This window comes from Pseudoalteromonas sp. S3785, from assembly GCF_005887365.1.
Classification (GTDB): Bacteria; Pseudomonadota; Gammaproteobacteria; order Enterobacterales; family Alteromonadaceae; genus Pseudoalteromonas.
Map to the genome: position 1 here is coordinate 15,627 of NZ_PNCT01000037.1, position 18,049 is coordinate 33,675.

Here is an 18,049-nt window from a genome sequence, read left to right on the forward strand (position 1 = left end):
AAACCCAGCAAAAGCTGGGTTTTTTGTTTATTAAATGTAATTGCTAGTCAGCACCATCAATTACATTTAATAAACGCTTTAAGCTAGTTATTCACTAGCCAAAAACTAAATCTCGTTTACGCACTTAGCGAGCACGGAATACGATACGACCTTTCGATAAATCGTAAGGCGTCATTTCTACCGTTACTTTATCGCCGGTTAAAATACGGATGTAGTTTTTGCGCATTTTACCTGAAATATGAGCCACAACTACGTGACCATTTTCTAGCTCAACTCGGAACATTGTATTTGGTAAAGTATCAAGGACTGTCCCTTGCATTTCGATTACGTCTTCTTTCGCCATGTTTAGCGTAACACCTCTTTAATAGTTAAACGCTGCAGATTTTGCCCAAAATACGCCAATAAGTAAAGGCGCAGCGGGCATTTTTGCAAATTAAATAGCCAACCACTGGTCATTAACGTGTTTTTGCGCGGGTAAAAACTGAGTTTTGTATTTCATTTTGGTGCATTCATCGATTTGGTAGCCCAAATACACAAATTCTTTATTTTGTTGTTTGGCAAATTCGAGCTGCTGTAAAATCATCACAGTGCCTAAACTGTAGTGCTCAAATTCGGGATCGAAAAACGTATAAATAGCTGAAACAGCATTATCCATACAATCGGTTACGGCTACTGCAACTAAAGTGTCATGGTGCCAAAGTTCAATAAACGTTATTTCTAGCCAGCTACAAAATAAAAAACTTTGAAATTGCTCTATATTAGGCGGAAACATAGTGCCATCACTGTGGCGCATTGAAATGTATTTACTATAAAGTGGGTAATATTCTTCGCGCTTAGCCTGGGTGTATTTAACTTCAAAGTGTGCTTTTACTTTATTGAGTTTTCGTTTTTGGGATTTTGACGGAACAAACTCTTGAGCTAACACGCGTACAGAATTACAGGCACTACACGACGGGCAATGAGGTCGGTAAATTTGGTTACCGCTACGCCTAAAGCCGAGCGATAAAAGCATCTCAAATTTTTGCGTGCTGTAACAGGTAGGGTCAAGTATTACCAATAATTGTTCTTGCCTGTCAGGTAAATAGCTACAAGCAAACTCTTGGCTAAGGCCTACGCGAGAAGGTATGTGCTCACTCATAAATTGCTATTAACTCCTGTGGCTGCCACATCATCGGGTTGAGGCTGTAAGAACCTGCTAATTTAAGTCTAGTCAAAAATTCTGAGCGAGTGATCACTTTTGCACCTAAAGAGGTTAAATAGGGGTTTTCTAGTTGGCAGTCAATAAAATGTGCGTTATGTCGTTTTAACCAATTTACTAACGCCCACATGGCGAGTTTTGAGCAATTAGTTTGATGATGAAACATCGACTCGCCACAAAAAATGCCATTTTGCATAATGCCATAAAGCCCACCGGCAAGTTCGCCGTTTTGCCATACCTCAACACTATGCGCAATTTTAGCGTCATGTGCAGCAATATAAGCGCTTAACATGTCGTTAGTTATCCACGTGCCTTCGGTGTCTATACGTTGCTCACAGCACGCTTCTATCACCTCAGCAAAGGCATTGTTAATGGTTACTTTTACTGGGTGCTTTTTTAAATGTTTACGCAAGCTTTTACTTATATGAAAGTCATTTAGCTCTACAATGCCGCGTTCACTTGGCGACCACCACATAATGGGCTCACCTTCGCTAAACCACGGAAAAATCCCCATTTTATAGGCGTTACTTAATCGCTTTACAGATAAATCGCCGCCTATGGCAAGCAGTCCATCGGGGGAGGTGAGTGCATATTCGGGATTTGGAAATGCTATATCGGTTTCACTGAGTTGGTATAGCTGGTTTCTCATAGAGGGCTTAACTTATTAATTATCATAAAAGTGTAACTACATTTTAGGCATAAAAAAAGGCTGAATTATCAGCCTCTTTTAAAATATTTAACGTGATTACAGATTATCTAAGAAACGTTCTGCATCTAGGGCTGCCATACAACCTGTACCTGCAGATGTAATTGCTTGACGGTAAATGTGATCAGACACGTCACCTGCGGCAAATACGCCAGGTACGCTTGTTTGAGTAGCGTTACCGTTAAGACCAGACTCAACCACTAAATAGCCGTCTTTCATCTCTAGTTGGCCTTCAAACATGTCGGTGTTTGGCTTATGGCCGATAGCAATAAACACACCGGCTAAGTCAAGCTCTTCGGTTGAATCAGATTGCGTATCTTTAATACGAACGCCAGTTACGCCCATGTCATCGCCAAGAACTTCGTCTAGCGTACGGTTGTAGTGCATTACTACGTTACCATTTTGCGCTTTTTCGTTAAGACGATCAGCAAGAATTTTTTCACTGCGGAAGCTATCACGACGGTGAATAACGTGTACTTCATCCGCAATGTTAGATAAGTAAAGCGCTTCTTCTACTGCTGTGTTACCACCTCCTACAACGGCAACTTTACGCCCTTTATAGAAAAAACCATCACACGTAGCACATGCAGATACACCACGACCTTGAAAGTTAGTTTCAGACTCTAAGCCTAAGTATTTAGCCGATGCACCAGTGGCGATAATTAATGCATCACACGTGTAAGTACCTTGGTCGCCAGTAAGCGTGAAAGGGCGCTTAGACACATCGACTTTATTAATGTGGTCAAACACAATTTCCGTTTCAAAGCGCTCAGCGTGCTCTTTCATACGATCCATTAATGCAGGGCCTGTTAAACCATGCGCATCGCCTGGCCAGTTTTCAACTTCAGTTGTGGTCGTTAATTGGCCACCTTGTTGAATACCAGTAATTAAAACCGGGTTTAAATTTGCACGCGCTGCGTAAACCGCGGCAGTGTAACCCGCAGGGCCTGAGCCTAAAATTAGTAACTTAGAGTGTTTTGCTTCAGTCATGATTTTTTCCTAAACGTTTAATACTGAACTTAATGGCTTCGATTCTAAGAAAAACAAGGCACAAGTAAACAAATTATGTGAATATTTTTTTCTGACAAAATTAAAAGCTGTGCAATATTATGTACTGACCTTGCAGTAAATGAAAAAAAAGCCTGTGTTAAGGTTAAAAAACAAACAGATGAGCAACAAAGCTTCGTTAATTCATGACCCGTTAGTATTTTTTTGATATGTTTTACCTAATTTTATTTGTCACTGATAGATTATGTGACCTTAGTGAATAGGCAACTATGTTATTTTGGCAGGAAAAACCCGCATTTGGGTTGACTTCAAAAGACGTTAACGTCTTAACCAACGCACAAGAGTACCGTACGCAATTGCTACGTTTAATTAGCAATGCAAAACAAAGAATCTACATTACGGCACTTTATTTACAAGATGACGAAGCAGGGCGTGAAATACTCGAAGCGCTGCATCGTGTGTCGTTGGCAAACCCCAACCTTGAAATAAAAGTGTTGGTTGATTTTCATCGTGCTCAACGTGGTCTTATTGGTGCAAAAAAATCAGACGGTAACGCAAGTTTATATTGTGACTATTTAGAAAAATTTAAATCGAACGTACAGGTTTACGGTGTACCGGTCAAAGCCAAAGAGTTGTTTGGTGTGCTGCACCTAAAAGGCTTTGTGGTTGATAACACGCTTTTGTATAGCGGTGCTAGCTTAAATAACGTGTACTTACAATATAATGATCGCTACAGGCTAGACCGTTATTTTTTAGTTAATCAAGCAGCGCTGTGCGACTCTGTAATTGATTTTATTGAGTCTAAGCTTATTGCTTCTCAAGCCGTACCACGTATTGATACACGCCCGCTTAAGCGCTTAATAGACTTTAAATTTGAACAAAAGCAATTAATGCGCGAGCTAAAGTCGGCCAGTTATGCAAACCCAACTACGCCCAATACCGACCCACTCAGTGTGCGTTTGTTTTTAGGTTTAGGGCGTCGTAATAATAGCCTTAACCGATTAATTAAAAATTTGTTTGATACCACAGAGCAAGAGCTTGTACTTTACACACCGTATTTTAATTTTCCGGCGCCGCTTATGCGCTCGCTTCGTAGATTATTAAAACAAGGTAAGCAGGTAACCATTGTAGTAGGTGATAAAACGGCGAACGATTTTTACCTGCCGCCAAGTGAGCCGTTTAGTAAAATTGGTGCATTACCGTATTTATACGAAACCATTTTGCATAAATTTGTAAAATCGCAAAAGCGCCATATAGATAACGGCAATTTAAACGTGTACTTATGGAAGCACGATAGTAACTCGTTTCACTTAAAAGGTATTTGCGCCGACCGACAACGCCACTTATTAAGCGGCCACAATCTTAATCCGCGGGCGTGGGGGCTTGATATTGAAAACGGTATTTTAATTGAAGACCCACAGCAAAGTATTATGCAAGCCATAGATAACGAAAAGCAGGAAATTTTAAAACACTGCCGCCGTTTAACTGGTCCAAATGATTTAGAAACAGTAGAAGATTACCCACAGCCGGTTAAAAAGCTACTTGGTCAGGCTAAACGCGTAAAAGTGGATTTTATAATTAAGCGTTTTATATAAATTAATTTATATAGTCGGAATTTAGATAAAAAAAAGCAGCTAATTAGCTGCTTTTTTATTGTTTGTAGTTAGGTAACTATTTTATTCAATAACACCTAACAACTAAACGCAAAATTACGCGTTTTCTACTGCAGTACGTGGATCAACATATTCCATGTTGAACGCTTCTGCTACTTCTTTGTAAGTTACTTGGCCTTTAATTACGTTTAAGCCTTTTAAGAAGTGCGCGTCATCAAGTAGTGCCTTTTTGTAACCTTTGTTTGCAAGGTTAATAATAAACGGCAATGTTGCATTATTAAGTGCAAACGTAGAGGTGCGTGGTACTGCACCTGGCATGTTAGCTACACAGTAGTGCACAACGTCATCAACAATGTATGTTGGATCAGCGTGTGTAGTCGCTTTAGACGTTGCAATACAACCACCTTGATCAATAGCAACATCCACAATTGCAGCGCCTGGCTTCATGGCTTTAATGTGTTCAGCTGTAACAAGCTTAGGTGCTGCTGCACCAGGAATTAGTACGCCACCAATTACTAGGTCTGCTTCTAAAACGTGTTTTTCTAATGCGTCGGCAGTTGAGTAAATCGCTTTAACTTTGTTACCAAATTGCGCGTCTAGTGCACGAAGTACATCGATGTTGCGGTCAAGTACAACAACGTCTGCGCCCAAGCCAACAGCCATTTGCGCTGCACTACGACCCACCATGCCGCCGCCAATAACAACAACTTTTGCAGCTTCAACACCTGGTACGCCGCCAAGTAGCATGCCACGGCCGTGGTTAGATTTTTCAAGCGCTTGTGCACCGGCCTGAATAGACATACGACCTGCTACTTCACTCATTGGTGCAAGAAGCGGTAAGCCGCCACGTGCATCAGTCACTGTTTCGTAAGCAATACAAATCGCTTTGCTTTTAACAAGGTCTTCAGTTTGTGGAAGATCAGGTGCAAGGTGAAGGTAAGTAAATAAAATTTGGTCTTCGCGTAGCATTGCACGCTCAACAGCTTGTGGCTCTTTTACTTTTACGATCATGTCTGCTTTTGCAAAAACATCAGCTGCAGTGGCTAAAATTTCAGCGCCAGCTTGAGTGTAATCTTCGTTAGTAAAACCAATGCCCATACCTGCATCTGTTTCAACAATCACTTGGTGGCCGTGATTTACTAATTCACGAACACTCGCAGGAACCATACCTACACGGTATTCATGGTTTTTAATTTCTTTAGGTACACCAATAATCATAAAATTTGCCTTATTAAGAACGGATTAACATTTTTCACTATTATATTCATCATAAGGCAGTGTGTCTCACCTTTTTTAAATGGCTAGCTAGTGTTATTATCTAAATAATAAAAATAAACAGAACATTAAACTAGTTGGGTGTATGCATCAGTTATTAGATAGAATTGACCGTAAAATTTTAATGGAATTACAGCACGATGGACGCCTTTCTAATGTAGAACTGGCCCGACGAGTTGGCCTGAGCGCCACGCCCTGTCTGGAACGCGTAAAAAAGTTAGAACGTGAAGGCTACATACTTGGCTACAAAGCGGTGGTTGATCCAGCAAAGCTTGGCCAAGGCTTATCTGTATATGTTGAGGTAACCATTACCAAAACATCGCCCGACGTATTTGATGAGTTTAGTGTGGCGGTTAAACAGCACGAAGAGATAATAGAGTGTCACTTGGTATCGGGTAATTTTGATTTTTTATTAAAAACACGCGTAAACGATATGTCAGAATACCGCGGAGTACTAGGCGACATTCTTTTAAAGCTGCCAAACGTGAGTGAAAGCCGCACCTATGTAGTAATGGAAGAAGTAAAAGGTGAAGACGGCGTAATTATTCGCCCTTACATAGCGTAAATTTAACCGCAAAAGATAAACACACTTTAATTTATAAAAACTTGTTCATAATCAGGCCATACACATTAAGATAAAGTGCATCAAATTGCATTTCCTGCTAAGGTATTTGATTGCAAGCAAGTGCCAATAGAACAATAAAGAGGGATAGGAAGTTATGCGCCTAAATGGTGTGCAAAGACTATTAGAAACAGGGCTGATCATCAGCACCTTTGCGGCAATATTTATTTTATGTGCTTTAATCAGCTTTGATCCTGCAGACCCCGCGTGGTCGCAAACGGGTGAATTTAGAAACGTAAAAAATATTACAGGCACTGCTGGTGCTTGGGTGGCCGATATACTATTACTTTCATTTGGCTGGCTTGCTTATTTAGTGCCGGCCGCTATTCAGCTGTTTGGCTATTTACTGTTTAAGCAACCTCATCGTATTTTACAGCTCGATTACACCACACTTGCCTTGCGTGTTATTGGCTTTGCATTATTTATTACCTCGGCAACGGCAATTAGCAGCATTAACTTTGATGATATTTATAACTTTTCATCCGGTGGGGTAGTGGGTGATGTGATTGCATCGGCCATGATGCCAGCATTTAACTTTACCGGTACCTCTATTTTATTATTGTGCTTCTTTTTTGCTGGGCTTACCTTATTAACCGGTGTGTCATGGGTTGAATTTGTAGACTACCTTGGTGATTTAGTGGTTAGAGGCTACCGCTATGCTTTTAATTACGCCCAAGGTTGGATGCAACGAGAGCGCATTGCGGCAAGCCCTGTACAGGCCGATGCCCAATTTAATGATGACGCTGATAATTATGAGCAAAGCGATACCACACACGAGCAATCATCAGAATTTGAACAAGAACCTGCTAAAAGTAAAAAACCAGCTAAACAAAAAGCCATTACTAAAGAGCAGCCTACCTTTAGCGAGCCGCAAATTAGTGATGACTACAGCCCATTTGATGAGCTAGACGATATACTCGACCAAGAAATTGGCTTTAGCGCCATAGACGATGAGCCTATGGATACAGCAGCTGCGTTAAATGCACTGGATCAAAGCCAAGTTGTTGAGCCTGAAAAACCAGTTACCACGGTGGTATCGCCAGCAAGGCCAATGCCTAAGCCAAAACCTGCGTATCAGCCACCGCCAACAGCCAAAGAAAAATTTGAAGAGTTACTTGATAAAGAGCCACCGCCAGGGCCATTACCGTCGCTTGATTTACTCGACAGACCCGACAAAGCAAAAAACCCGATATCACAAGAAGAGCTTGAAAGTGTATCGCGCCTGGTTGAAACAAAATTACTCGATTTTAACGTACAAGCCACTGTAGTAGGGGTTTACCCAGGGCCTGTAGTAACGCGTTTTGAGCTTGATTTAGCACCGGGTATTAAGGTGTCTAAAATTACGGGCTTATCAAAAGACTTAGCCCGTTCGTTATCGGCAATTAGTGTACGTGTTGTAGAGGTTATACCTGGTAAAACGTACATAGGGATAGAGCTGCCCAATAAATACCGCGAAATCGTACGTTTATCTGAGGTCATTAACGCCCCTAAATTTGAGCAAAATCCATCGCCTCTAACCATGGTATTAGGTAAAGATATTGCAGGGCAACCTGTGTGTGCCGATTTAGGTAAAATGCCCCATTTACTGGTAGCGGGTACCACAGGTTCAGGTAAGTCAGTGGGCGTTAATGTAATGATATTAAGCTTACTGTACAAATCGGGCCCTGATGATGTTCGGATGATCATGATTGACCCGAAAATGCTTGAGCTTTCGGTTTATGAAGGTATTCCGCACCTATTGTGTGAAGTTGTTACCGATATGAAAGAAGCGGCCAACGCGCTGCGTTGGTGTGTAGGCGAAATGGAGCGCCGTTATAAGTTAATGTCGGCGCTGGGCGTGCGTAACTTAAAAGGTTACAACCAAAAAGTGATGGAAGCCAAAGAGGCGGGTTACCCAATCCTTGACCCATTATTCAAAGACACCGACGGCATGAAAGAAGGCCCTGACGAGCTAGACAAACTACCGAGTATAGTGGTGGTTATTGACGAATTTGCCGACATGATGATGATTGTAGGTAAAAAAGTTGAAGAGCTAATTGCCCGTATTGCGCAAAAAGCACGTGCCGCAGGTATACACTTAGTACTGGCAACACAGCGCCCATCGGTAGATGTAATTACCGGCTTAATTAAAGCCAATATACCTACGAGAATGGCATTTCAGGTGTCGAGTAAAATAGACTCGCGTACCATACTCGACCAGCAAGGCGCCGAAAACCTATTAGGTATGGGTGACATGCTTTATTTACCGCCAGGCACAAGCGTACCAGAGCGTGTGCATGGCGCATTTGTTGACGACCATGAAGTACATGCGGTAGTTAACGATTGGAAAGCACGTGGTAAACCTAATTACATTGATGAAATTTTAAATGGTGATGCAACAGAAGATGTTTTATTACCAGGTGAAACCAATGAAAACGCAGATGACGAATCAGATCCACTTTACGACGAAGCCGTTGCGTTTGTAATCGAAACTGGCAAAGTATCGGTATCGTCAGTACAACGTAAATTACGTGTTGGCTATAACCGCGCAGCACGACTAGTAGAACAAATGGAAACATCGGGTATCGTGAGTTCGCCTGGCCACAACGGCGCTCGCGATGTATTAGTACCTAATGGAGCAAATTAATGAAAAAATTAAACAGTTTATTATTAGTGCTTGGCAGTTTAATTACCACGCCTAGCTTTGCTGACGACAGCCAAGCACTGCAAGACAAACTCGCCACCCTTAAAAGTTTTAAAGCGCAGTTTTCTCAAAACGTAACCGACTCGCAAGGCCAATCGGTTATGCAAGGCGAGGGCACAATTGCCCTTAAACAGCCAATGATGATCCGCTGGCAGCAAACAAACCCAGACGATACCTTATTTGTATCAAATGGCGACAAAACCTATTACTTCGACAGCTTTGCTGAGCAAGTAACTATTATGGATACCCACAGCCTTATAGACTCAACACCGTTTGTATTGCTTACCTCAAAAGACCCTGCACAATGGGAAAAATACAGTGTTCAAGCCACAGACTCTGGCTTTAGTGTAACGCCAAATAAAGGCGTAGAAAGCCAAGTAGAGCAACTTGATATTACCTTTGCAGGTAACGAGCAAGGCCTTGCTAAGTTAGTTGTGACGGATAATTCTGGTCAGCTTTCATCGTTTAGTTTTAACAATGCACAAGTAAATACCGCGCTTGATACAAGCACCTTTGAATTTACCCCACCAGAGGGTGTAGAAATAGACGATCAGAGTAACGGTGAATAATTTAGGCTTTAACTTTGGGCCCGATGTACGCCCACTTGCGGCGCGTATGCGCCCAACAACGCTTGACGAATACATAGGTCAGCAGCATTTACTAAGTAGCGACAAACCCTTGCACCAAGCCATTGTTGCAGGGCGTTGCCACAGCTTAATTTTGTGGGGGCCGCCTGGGGTAGGTAAAACCACCCTTGCGCAAATTATTGCAAACCACGCCGATGCCGAACTTATACAAATGTCGGCTGTGACCGCAGGCGTAAAAGATATTCGCGACAGCGTAACGCAAGCGCAAGATAACCTACAAAGCCGCGGGCAGCGCACCTTAATGTTTGTGGATGAAGTACACCGTTTTAATAAATCGCAGCAAGATGCATTTTTACCACATATAGAAGACGGCACTTTTATATTTGTAGGCGCGACAACCGAAAACCCCTCATTTGCACTTAATAATGCGATTTTATCACGCGCACGCGTGTATGTTTTAAAGTCGCTAGCCGATACCGACTTATACACTGTGATAGAGCGCGCACTTAAGCAAGATGAGCAACTAAACCAAAAAAACATTGTTATTGCCGATAACGCCAAACAGGCGCTTTGCCAAGCAAGCGGCGGCGATGCCCGCAAAGTATTAAACTTGCTTGAGCAAGCGGTTGATTTAACGAGTGAGCAAAACGGCACATACAACGTAGACGAGCACGTATTAAGCCAAGTACTGCCAACCCATTTAGCTAAATACGATAAAGGCGGCGATGAATTTTACGATTTAATCTCGGCTTTTCATAAATCAGTACGAGGCAGCTCACCCGATGGCGCGCTGTATTGGTATTGCCGTATTTTAGCCGGTGGCGGCGACCCACTTTATGTAGCAAGGCGTTTACTTGCCATTGCCACAGAAGACATAGGTAACGCCGACCCACGGGCAATGGAAGTGGCGTTAAACGCATGGGATATATTTCAGCGTGTAGGCCCAAGCGAGGGCGAACGCGCCATTGCACAAGCCACTTTATACTTAGCCAGCGCACCCAAAAGTAATGCGGTTTATATGGCATTTAACCAAGCAAAAGCTGATGCCAAAAACGAGCCAAGCTACCCAGTGCCAGAGCATTTACGAAACGCGCCTACAAACCTAATGAAAGATTTAGGTTATGGTGCAGAGTATCGCTACGCGCATAACGAAGAGGGCGCCTTTGCCGCCGGTGAAAAATATTTACCGCCAGAAATTCAAGACAAACACTATTATTTACCGAGCGATCGCGGCCTTGAGCAAAAAATTAAGCAAAAGCTTGATTACTTAAAAGAACGCGACGCGCAAAGCCCACTTAAACGATACGAAAATGATTAAACTTTATATGATGATCGCCCTTGGCGGCGCCTCAGGAGCCTGTTTACGTTTTTTTATTAGCGAAACCATGCTAAAACTCCTTGGTAGGGGATTCCCTTTTGGCACGTTGACGGTTAATATTCTGGGTTCATTGTTAATGGGCATTTTGTACGGTTTGATAGAGAAAGAAATTATCGCCACAAGCCCCGCTAAAACCCTTATTGGTATTGGCTTTTTAGGTGCGTTAACCACCTTTTCAACATTCTCAATGGACTCGTTGTTGTTATTACAACAAGGTCACTTTATTAAAATGGCCCTCAATATCATCTTAAATGTGATGATCTGTATTTTTATGGCTTGGCTGGGCCTTCAGCTGGTAATGCAAAAAGGTTAAAAAACTAACATGTTAGATTCTAAATATTTACGACAAGACGTTGAGCAAACTGCAGCACGCTTAGCGGCTCGTGGCTACGAGCTTGATGTTGCAAAAGTGACAGAACTTGAAGAACAACGCAAAACATTACAAGTAAAAACGCAAGAGCTTCAAAGTCAACGTAACACTTTATCGAAGAAAATTGGCCAAGCTAAAGCGAAAGGCGAAGATGCTCAACCATTGTTTGATGAAGTAGGTAAGATAGGCGATGAATTGGATGCTACTAAAAAAGCACAAGATGAAGTACTCAACGCCATTAACGACATTGCATTAGCAATTCCAAACTTGCCAGACGAATCAGTACCAGAAGGCGCTGATGAAGACGACAACGTTGAAATACTTACCTGGGGCACGCCTAAAAAGTACGACTTTGAAGTAAAAGATCACGTAGACGTAGGCCAAGACCTAAACGGCCTAGACTTTGAAATGGGTGTTAAAATTAGTGGCGCACGCTTTACAGTAATGCGCGGCCAAGTAGCGCGTATGCACCGTGCACTTACGCAATACATGCTAGATACCCACACAGATAAAAACGGCTATACAGAAATGTATGTGCCGTACTTAGTAAATAGCGCAAGCCTTTACGGCACAAGCCAATTACCTAAGTTTGCAGGCGATTTATTCCATACATTAGGCCTAGTAAACGACGACGGTGAACAACAAGCTGGCTTTAGCTTAATCCCAACAGCAGAAGTACCGCTGACTAATAGCGCACGCGACGAAATTTACGAAGAAAGCGATTTACCAATTCGCTTAACTGCGCACACGCCATGTTTTAGAAGTGAAGCAGGCAGTTATGGGCGCGATACACGCGGCTTAATTCGCCAGCACCAGTTTGATAAAGTTGAACTAGTTCAACTAGTAAAACCAGAAGATTCAATGCAAGCGCTTGAAGAGCTAACAGGGCACGCAGAGCAAATTTTACAAGCACTAGAACTACCATACCGTAAAGTAATTTTATGTATGGGCGACATGGGCTTTGGCGCAGCTAAAACATACGACTTAGAAGTATGGTTACCGGCGCAAGATACCTACCGCGAAATTTCGTCTTGTTCAAATATGGTCGATTTCCAAGCGCGCCGTATGCAAGCACGTTTTCGCCGTGAAGGTGTTAAGAAACCAGAGCTTTTACATACTCTAAACGGTTCAGGTTTAGCGGTTGGTCGTACGTTAGTCGCTATATTAGAGAACTATCAACAAGCCGATGGCTCAGTAGTTGTACCAGAGGTTTTACGCCCATACATGGGTGGACTTGAAGTGATTGGGAAAGCTTAAAATACAAGCTGTCAGTTTTTAGCTATCAGCTTTAAGTAGAAAAGCCGCTGTTTGTAATGAACAGCGGCTTTTTTGTGGGTGAAAAGTTAAAGGTAAAAGGCTCAAGGCGAAAGAAAAAAGTCTAAGTTTTGTTATTTATTAGTGTATTACTCTTTTGTCCGATATTACTGATCTCTACCATTTTGGTGTTTTTCTACATCAAGTAAATTTAGATGATAGCTAACTAATTGTTTACATGTGCTTATTTGCTGGTTAAATTAGATGCTTGGTAATATTTGGACATTTGTCGGTTTATAAAGCGACAAATGTCGGATACAAAGTTGTTATGTGTCAAAGTAAATTGAGCAAGGAAAGTTGAATGAGCAACAAAAAAGCTTCATTTCCAATTGAATCTACGGAGCTTGAAGGCATAGGAACAGTATCAAGCGGTAAATTGGTATCTCACGCAATCTTTGGCAATGGAGAAATCAAAGAAATAGCTAAATGGGAAACTGGCGAAATAACCGTTAATGTAGTCTTCGATAAATGTGGTTCAAAATGGCTAGTTCCTGAATTTGCAAAACTCAAAGAACAGCAACCAACACAAACATCTAAACACAAAGTTAGTATTTTTAAGAGGTTGTTTGGGCGCAATGACACATAACAAAAAAATCAAGTCACTCACTTCGTTCGCTGGGACGCATACATGCGGGGCGGCTTCGCCATTATGCCCCACATGCCTGCGCCCCTTATTTAAAAGTTAACTGTACAAGGAAAGTTTTGTGAATTCTGATAGTAAAAATGAACGTACTTTATTACCTTTTGTTGTTTTAATTGGGGTTGTTGTTGCACCACTCATTTTTATTGCTGGTTTGATTTTCGGTACAGAGTTAAATACTGCAATAGTTTTAACTTCAGATTCATTGTCTTCTTGGGTAGGCGCAATTGCTACGGTGTCTATTGCAGTTCTGACCTTTATTCTAGCGAAAGAAACTTGGCACTTAAGAATTTCACAGATAGCTCAGCTTAACGAGATAAGAAAAGAATCAATGCGGCCAAATGTTGTTGTAAGTCTTCAGCCGTCAATGGTTAGCATTACTTTTTGGGATGTTATCATTCAAAACTTGGGAAAAGGAATTGCCCAAAATGTAAAGTTTAGCTTTAAGAATACAGACGGAAGCAACGCAACAGAAGAAAATAATCACTTAGTCAAAGTATTCAACAAGCTTTCCTTATTCGAGAATGGATGCTCTTCGTTAGGGTTAGGGCAAACGATTAAAAGTTTTCTACTTGGTTTTGGAGATCTTGAAAGAGACGTTGGCGAAGATAACGTATTCAATCAAAAAATCAGATTAGAAATCTATTTCGAAGATGCTGAAGGTGCACCTTATAAAAACTCTTTAGATATAGATTTTGCGGATATTAAAGGTATATCTACACTCGGTGGAGCTACAGATCCTATATATTCAGTTTTCAAAGAAATTGAAAAGTTAAGGAAGATATTTGAGCCAGTTTTCAAGTCAGGAAACAAACGACTTAAAGTAGATACCTATAACACCGACGATAGAGTCATTGAACGCGAACAGCAAATCGAAAGAGAAAAAGAGTATTTAGCTCAAATAGAAAAGCGTAATAGTACAGTTAACAAGCCAATTAAGCAGGACTAAAAACAGTTTGCTGTTTTCGTTCCTCAACATTTTAGCAAACAATTTTTAGCCCCTTATTGGGGCGTTAGCATTCAAATCGAGTATGGAGTAAAAATGAAATATTTAGCCCTAATTACAGGATGTTTATTATTAACTGGATGTGCAACAGGCTATCAAGCACATACTTGGTCTGGTGGTTACAAAGATAAAGAACTAGGCGAAAACAATTACATGGTTGAGTACTATGGGAATGGCACAACTTCAACCGAAATGCTTAAAACGTTTTGGAGTAAACGTGCTTCAGAATTGTGTCCTAATGGTTATGATGTTGTAAGTGAAGATAAAGGAAAAACGGATGGCGGTATTTTCCTTGGTGGTATCACTTCGATAGATCATCCTTGGTTAAAAGCCGAAATTCAGTGCAAATAAATGCTAACAAGAACTTCTAACGGAAAAAATACAGTTGGCTGTTTTCACTCCGTTCAACATTTTAGCCAACTATATTTTTCCGCTTAAGTAGGCGTTATGATTCCGCCACTAAACAAGATGTAATTGTTGTCTAAATCTGTACTTCAATGATGGATTGGTGGCAAATTAAAAGAATGGGTTTTCGCCAGATTGAGCTAGCTCATCAAAAATAGGCATTTCACATTTAGCGTATTTACGGTTAACTAGTGCAGTTGCCATTTTCTTGTTTGGGTTTGTTTGTATGGCTCAAGTTTGAATTCTGTGTTTTTAGTGGCGCGGAGTTGTTAGTTTTAATTTGTGGTTGTGGTGAGTGTTGGTGTTAATTCACGTTTATCATAACAAATTGCTTAAAAGGACGTATCACGCTTGGCTACGCTCCTTCGTCGCATATTTTAGCCAAGCTTTCTACGCCTGTTAGCAAGGCGTTAGCTGTACATATGAAAACTGATAAAACTTCTCAATTATTGTGGTTCATTTTCTTGATTCTAGGTATCTGGTTTTCAATCGAAACAGTGAATAGAACTTTCTATGGCTTTGAGCTTGTTTTTTGTACTGCTGTGATTGGTTTGGCTGTAGGGCTGATCATCCATAAAAAGCGTAATACGTCTGAATTATGGGATAGTTTTGTTGATAGAAGAAGCTTTTTTAGAAGCCAAAGAAGAACAACATATATGCTCTTTTGTCTTGCTATTGTCGGTTTCTCAAGCTCATATATATTAGTTGGCGAGACAGTGAGTATAAATGTTGAAATAACTGACAAAAGAGTCAGCAAAGGAAAATCGACTAGTTATATCTTCGCTATCGCTCCTGAGGATCTTGGACCATTAGATTTAAAAGTTGGCGAAGATTTTTGGAACTCTCAATATGCAGGAAACATACTCACGATTGAAGTTCAAGAAAATATTCTTGGTTTTTATGTGGTTACGGATTACAGTATAGCTAACAAAGCAAATTAAAAAGTGCGGACAAAAAACAGTTGGCTTTGTTCGTTCCTCACAAATTTTAGCCAACTATTTTTAGCCGTTTATTTGCGGCGTTATATTTACCTCTAGCTGTGAGTATCATTTGTAAAACTGTTCTCGTTTCTAAAATAAAAGGATTTAAATATGGATATAGATTTAAAATTATTAAAGTGTTTTATTCATGACCCAATGGACATAAATAAGCTTTCAGCGTTCGGTTATGATAATCAAGATTCGCAATTTATTAAAAATTTCAAACAATTATGCGACCTAGATTATATAACATCTGATTCTGTTGACTGTGGTTTGAAATTTAGTTCAGATGGTCAAGCATTCTGGTCTTGTGTTGATTTGCACATAACTGAAAAAGGCACTCAAATTTTAAATCCTAGCCAAGATGATGAAATATCTAAATTACAATGGTGTAAAGAACATATATTCCAAATATTGATGTTCATGCTGGGTTTGCCTGCTGCTATTTATTTTTTAATTTTATTACTTGATAAATTAGATTGAAACTAACGCAATAATTCTAGTAATGGTTTATGTAAATATAACACATATGAGCTTTAACTCTATCAATAGGCATTAGTGTTCTTTTTGACCGTTTTTATAAATTGACGGTCAATTCTAAATCAATAAACAAATTCGTTTACTTCGTCTGTCGATACGGCTGTTAAGCAAGTAGCTTACGGCAAACACATTTAGGGTGCGTTACGCAGTAATCTCTTATTGCGATCTCATCGCAGCCAGGTTTTTCCCATATCCTTTTGGGGTTGCTGGGGCACTAGACATTCATCGGTTAACCTCATCATGGCACTATTCAAGGCGGCTGGTTTCATCATTATGATCCAGTTAGATTAAGGTGCGTAACGCAGTTATCAAGTCAGGTGTAAGCGACTTTGTTTATTGTATTGATGCACGCGTACTGAGCGTCTAATCAAGACAAGTGGCTTAGGTCTGTAGGCATATAATCAGGTTAAACCTTGCTGGTTATTAACTCGCCCAATTGATTGGTGCTCAGCCTTATATCCAGTTAGATGTTCAGCTCACTCAGTACCGTGACTAAATCTTTAAGAATTTTGCATCATCGAATACCGTCTCTTTTTTAAGCATATAATAAACACAGCGACCAAGCTTATGCGCAAGCGCTGACAGTGCTTTGGCTTTGCTCATTCGTTTTTGTAGTTTTTCGAGGTATTTGTTGGCGTTGTGATTGTGACGCAGCAGCAATACAGCGGCTTCGGAGAACGCCCATTTTAGATGTGCATTGCCAATTTTGTTGCCTTGGGAGCCATAGGTTTTACCGGCAGACTCTGCTTTACATTTGACTAACCGACTATATGAAGCGAACTTTTGTACGCTTGAAAAGCGATTGATGTCACCAATTTCATAAATAATGGTAAGTGCTGCGGCCTATACCATTAATTGTTTGCAAGATATTAAGGTGGACAGGGTTGTGTTGCTTGGCCATTTGTTCAATATAATGCTCTAAAGGCTTAAGCTCATTGGAATAAAGGGGGGGTCAAATCTTGACTTCAGACATCAAATTGCAAATAGCTAAAGCGTCCTAATATAACCTCTCTAAAAGCGAAGCGCCTCTAACCCTCTTTGTGAATTAATTAGCTTTAAACAATATAAGTTCAGCATCTTTCCCATCGGTTAATATTGCTACATTACCTTGCGTGGTTACATAAACATCTCTTAATCTTCCTGCTGCTTGTGGAAATACGTGAGACTGGGTGAATTCACCATTTGCCAAATTAACGCTGTAGAGCTTTTTATCAACAAGCGTGGTGATGAGTACATGTTGTGCAAGTGAAGGGAATGCGGCCTGTTTAGTGCCGTAATACGCCATGCCTGACGGGGCGATTGATGAAAAGGGGGGGTCAAATCTTGACTTCAGACATCAAATTGCAAATAGCTAAAGCGTCCTAATATAACCTCTCTAAAAGCGAAGCGCCTCTAACCCTCTTTGTGAATTAATTAGCTTTAAACAATATAAGTTCAGCATCTTTCCCATCGGTTAATATTGCTACATTACCTTGCGTGGTTACATAAACATCTCTTAATCTTCCTGCTGCTTGTGGGAATACGTGTGATTGTGTGAATTTGCCATTAGCCAGATTAACGCTGTAGAGCTTTTTATCAACGAGGGTGGTAATGAGCACATGCTTTTGAAGTGAAGGGAATGCGGCGTGTTTAGAGCCGTAATACGCCATACCCGATGGGGCGATTGATGGCGTCCAATCTACGCTTGGTTTTTGCATGCCGGGGTAATCTCTAAAAGGAGATAT

Annotated in this window: 18 protein-coding genes and 2 pseudogenes; 12 read left to right on the top strand and 8 right to left on the bottom strand. The window is 40.9% G+C overall.

What is annotated here, in order from left to right:
• Window positions 1-124: 124 nt before the first annotated feature.
• The 4 genes from infA to trxB all read right to left on the bottom strand — a co-directional run bounded on the left by infA (window position 125) and on the right by trxB (window position 2,894).
• Window positions 125-343: a translation initiation factor IF-1 gene (infA, locus tag CWC17_RS10280; RefSeq protein WP_002962494.1), complete on the bottom strand. Its 219-nt coding sequence runs from the start codon at window positions 341-343 to the stop codon at window positions 125-127.
• Window positions 344-433: 90 nt separating this feature from the next.
• Window positions 434-1,138, bottom strand: a complete 705-nt coding sequence (locus tag CWC17_RS10285; protein WP_138612782.1) for an arginyltransferase — start codon at window positions 1,136-1,138, stop codon at window positions 434-436.
• Entirely contained in the window at window positions 1,131-1,847 is a 717-nt protein-coding gene (aat, locus tag CWC17_RS10290; protein WP_138612783.1) for a leucyl/phenylalanyl-tRNA--protein transferase, read from the bottom strand. The genes CWC17_RS10285 and aat overlap by 8 nt, the downstream gene beginning before the upstream one ends.
• A gap of 96 nt (window positions 1,848-1,943) precedes the next feature.
• A complete protein-coding gene (trxB, locus tag CWC17_RS10295; RefSeq protein WP_138612784.1) occupies window positions 1,944-2,894 on the bottom strand; it encodes a thioredoxin-disulfide reductase in 951 nt (316 codons plus the stop codon).
• 287 nt (window positions 2,895-3,181) lie between these two features.
• Between trxB and pssA the strand changes: the two genes are divergently transcribed.
• The gene (gene pssA / locus CWC17_RS10300) at window positions 3,182-4,507 is read left to right on the top strand and encodes a CDP-diacylglycerol--serine O-phosphatidyltransferase (RefSeq protein WP_138612785.1); all 1,326 of its coding nucleotides are present in this window, start codon (window positions 3,182-3,184) and stop codon (window positions 4,505-4,507) included.
• A 114-nt stretch (window positions 4,508-4,621) separates the two neighbouring features.
• Here the strand turns inward: pssA and ald are convergent, their stop codons facing one another.
• The gene (gene ald, locus CWC17_RS10305) at window positions 4,622-5,743 is read right to left on the bottom strand and encodes an alanine dehydrogenase (protein WP_138612786.1); all 1,122 of its coding nucleotides are present in this window, start codon (window positions 5,741-5,743) and stop codon (window positions 4,622-4,624) included.
• A gap of 142 nt (window positions 5,744-5,885) precedes the next feature.
• On the opposite strand from ald, the gene lrp reads away from it, so the two are divergent.
• The 11 genes from lrp to CWC17_RS10355 all read left to right on the top strand — a co-directional run bounded on the left by lrp (window position 5,886) and on the right by CWC17_RS10355 (window position 16,268).
• Window positions 5,886-6,365 (top strand): leucine-responsive transcriptional regulator Lrp, encoded by a 480-nt coding sequence (gene lrp, locus CWC17_RS10310; protein WP_138612787.1) that lies wholly within the window; start codon window positions 5,886-5,888, stop codon window positions 6,363-6,365.
• Between the two features lie 154 nt (window positions 6,366-6,519).
• Window positions 6,520-9,048 (top strand): DNA translocase FtsK, encoded by a 2,529-nt coding sequence (locus CWC17_RS10315; RefSeq protein WP_138612788.1) that lies wholly within the window; start codon window positions 6,520-6,522, stop codon window positions 9,046-9,048.
• Window positions 9,048-9,674, top strand: a complete 627-nt coding sequence (gene lolA / locus CWC17_RS10320; RefSeq protein ID WP_138541212.1) for an outer membrane lipoprotein periplasmic chaperone LolA — start codon at window positions 9,048-9,050, stop codon at window positions 9,672-9,674. Before CWC17_RS10315 ends, lolA begins: the two co-directional genes overlap by 1 nt.
• Entirely contained in the window at window positions 9,667-11,010 is a 1,344-nt protein-coding gene (locus tag CWC17_RS10325; protein WP_138612789.1) for a replication-associated recombination protein A, read from the top strand. The genes lolA and CWC17_RS10325 overlap by 8 nt, the downstream gene beginning before the upstream one ends.
• Window positions 11,003-11,383, top strand: a complete 381-nt coding sequence (crcB, locus tag CWC17_RS10330) for a fluoride efflux transporter CrcB (protein WP_004586743.1) — start codon at window positions 11,003-11,005, stop codon at window positions 11,381-11,383. Before CWC17_RS10325 ends, crcB begins: the two co-directional genes overlap by 8 nt.
• A gap of 9 nt (window positions 11,384-11,392) precedes the next feature.
• Window positions 11,393-12,697, top strand: a complete 1,305-nt coding sequence (gene serS / locus CWC17_RS10335; protein WP_138612790.1) for a serine--tRNA ligase — start codon at window positions 11,393-11,395, stop codon at window positions 12,695-12,697.
• A 358-nt stretch (window positions 12,698-13,055) separates the two neighbouring features.
• Window positions 13,056-13,340 carry a hypothetical protein gene (locus CWC17_RS19365; RefSeq protein ID WP_171042080.1) on the top strand — a complete coding sequence of 95 codons (285 nt, stop codon included), beginning with the start codon at window positions 13,056-13,058 and terminating at the stop codon, window positions 13,338-13,340.
• Between the two features lie 118 nt (window positions 13,341-13,458).
• The gene (locus CWC17_RS10340; protein ID WP_138612791.1) at window positions 13,459-14,343 is read left to right on the top strand and encodes a DUF8453 domain-containing protein; all 885 of its coding nucleotides are present in this window, start codon (window positions 13,459-13,461) and stop codon (window positions 14,341-14,343) included.
• A gap of 93 nt (window positions 14,344-14,436) precedes the next feature.
• Window positions 14,437-14,751 carry a CC0125/CC1285 family lipoprotein gene (locus CWC17_RS10345; RefSeq protein WP_138541209.1) on the top strand — a complete coding sequence of 105 codons (315 nt, stop codon included), beginning with the start codon at window positions 14,437-14,439 and terminating at the stop codon, window positions 14,749-14,751.
• Between the two features lie 476 nt (window positions 14,752-15,227).
• Complete coding sequence (locus CWC17_RS10350; protein WP_138612792.1) at window positions 15,228-15,746, top strand: hypothetical protein; 519 nt, start codon at window positions 15,228-15,230, stop codon at window positions 15,744-15,746.
• 150 nt (window positions 15,747-15,896) lie between these two features.
• Window positions 15,897-16,268 (top strand): hypothetical protein, encoded by a 372-nt coding sequence (locus CWC17_RS10355; protein ID WP_138612793.1) that lies wholly within the window; start codon window positions 15,897-15,899, stop codon window positions 16,266-16,268.
• A gap of 549 nt (window positions 16,269-16,817) precedes the next feature.
• Here the strand turns inward: CWC17_RS10355 and CWC17_RS10360 are convergent.
• The 3 genes and pseudogenes from CWC17_RS10360 to CWC17_RS10370 all read right to left on the bottom strand — a co-directional run.
• Window positions 16,818-17,268, bottom strand: a pseudogene (locus CWC17_RS10360) (transposase); the annotation flags it as partial.
• A 102-nt stretch (window positions 17,269-17,370) separates the two neighbouring features.
• Window positions 17,371-17,628: pseudogene (locus CWC17_RS10365) on the bottom strand (PQQ-dependent sugar dehydrogenase); the annotation flags it as partial.
• Between the two features lie 106 nt (window positions 17,629-17,734).
• Window positions 17,735-18,049 (bottom strand): PQQ-dependent sugar dehydrogenase (locus CWC17_RS10370; protein ID WP_138612794.1); only part of this gene is annotated, 315 nt, incomplete at its 5' end.

Excerpts from the sequence above, each read along its gene's own strand:
- infA (WP_002962494.1), bottom strand. The coding sequence starts at position 343 with ATGGCGAAAGAAGACGTAATCGAAATGCAAGGGACAGTCCTTGATACT.
- CWC17_RS10350 (WP_138612792.1), top strand. The coding sequence starts at position 15,228 with ATGAAAACTGATAAAACTTCTCAATTATTGTGGTTCATTTTCTTGATT.
- CWC17_RS10345 (WP_138541209.1), top strand. The coding sequence starts at position 14,437 with ATGAAATATTTAGCCCTAATTACAGGATGTTTATTATTAACTGGATGT.
- pssA (WP_138612785.1), top strand. The coding sequence starts at position 3,182 with ATGTTATTTTGGCAGGAAAAACCCGCATTTGGGTTGACTTCAAAAGAC.
- ald (WP_138612786.1), bottom strand. The coding sequence starts at position 5,743 with ATGATTATTGGTGTACCTAAAGAAATTAAAAACCATGAATACCGTGTA.
- lolA (WP_138541212.1), top strand. The coding sequence starts at position 9,048 with ATGAAAAAATTAAACAGTTTATTATTAGTGCTTGGCAGTTTAATTACC.
- trxB (WP_138612784.1), bottom strand. The coding sequence starts at position 2,894 with ATGACTGAAGCAAAACACTCTAAGTTACTAATTTTAGGCTCAGGCCCT.
- CWC17_RS10285 (WP_138612782.1), bottom strand. The coding sequence starts at position 1,138 with ATGAGTGAGCACATACCTTCTCGCGTAGGCCTTAGCCAAGAGTTTGCT.
- crcB (WP_004586743.1), top strand. The coding sequence starts at position 11,003 with ATGATTAAACTTTATATGATGATCGCCCTTGGCGGCGCCTCAGGAGCC.
- CWC17_RS10315 (WP_138612788.1), top strand. The coding sequence starts at position 6,520 with ATGCGCCTAAATGGTGTGCAAAGACTATTAGAAACAGGGCTGATCATC.
- CWC17_RS10355 (WP_138612793.1), top strand. The coding sequence starts at position 15,897 with ATGGATATAGATTTAAAATTATTAAAGTGTTTTATTCATGACCCAATG.
- CWC17_RS19365 (WP_171042080.1), top strand. The coding sequence starts at position 13,056 with ATGAGCAACAAAAAAGCTTCATTTCCAATTGAATCTACGGAGCTTGAA.
- lrp (WP_138612787.1), top strand. The coding sequence starts at position 5,886 with ATGCATCAGTTATTAGATAGAATTGACCGTAAAATTTTAATGGAATTA.
- serS (WP_138612790.1), top strand. The coding sequence starts at position 11,393 with ATGTTAGATTCTAAATATTTACGACAAGACGTTGAGCAAACTGCAGCA.
- aat (WP_138612783.1), bottom strand. The coding sequence starts at position 1,847 with ATGAGAAACCAGCTATACCAACTCAGTGAAACCGATATAGCATTTCCA.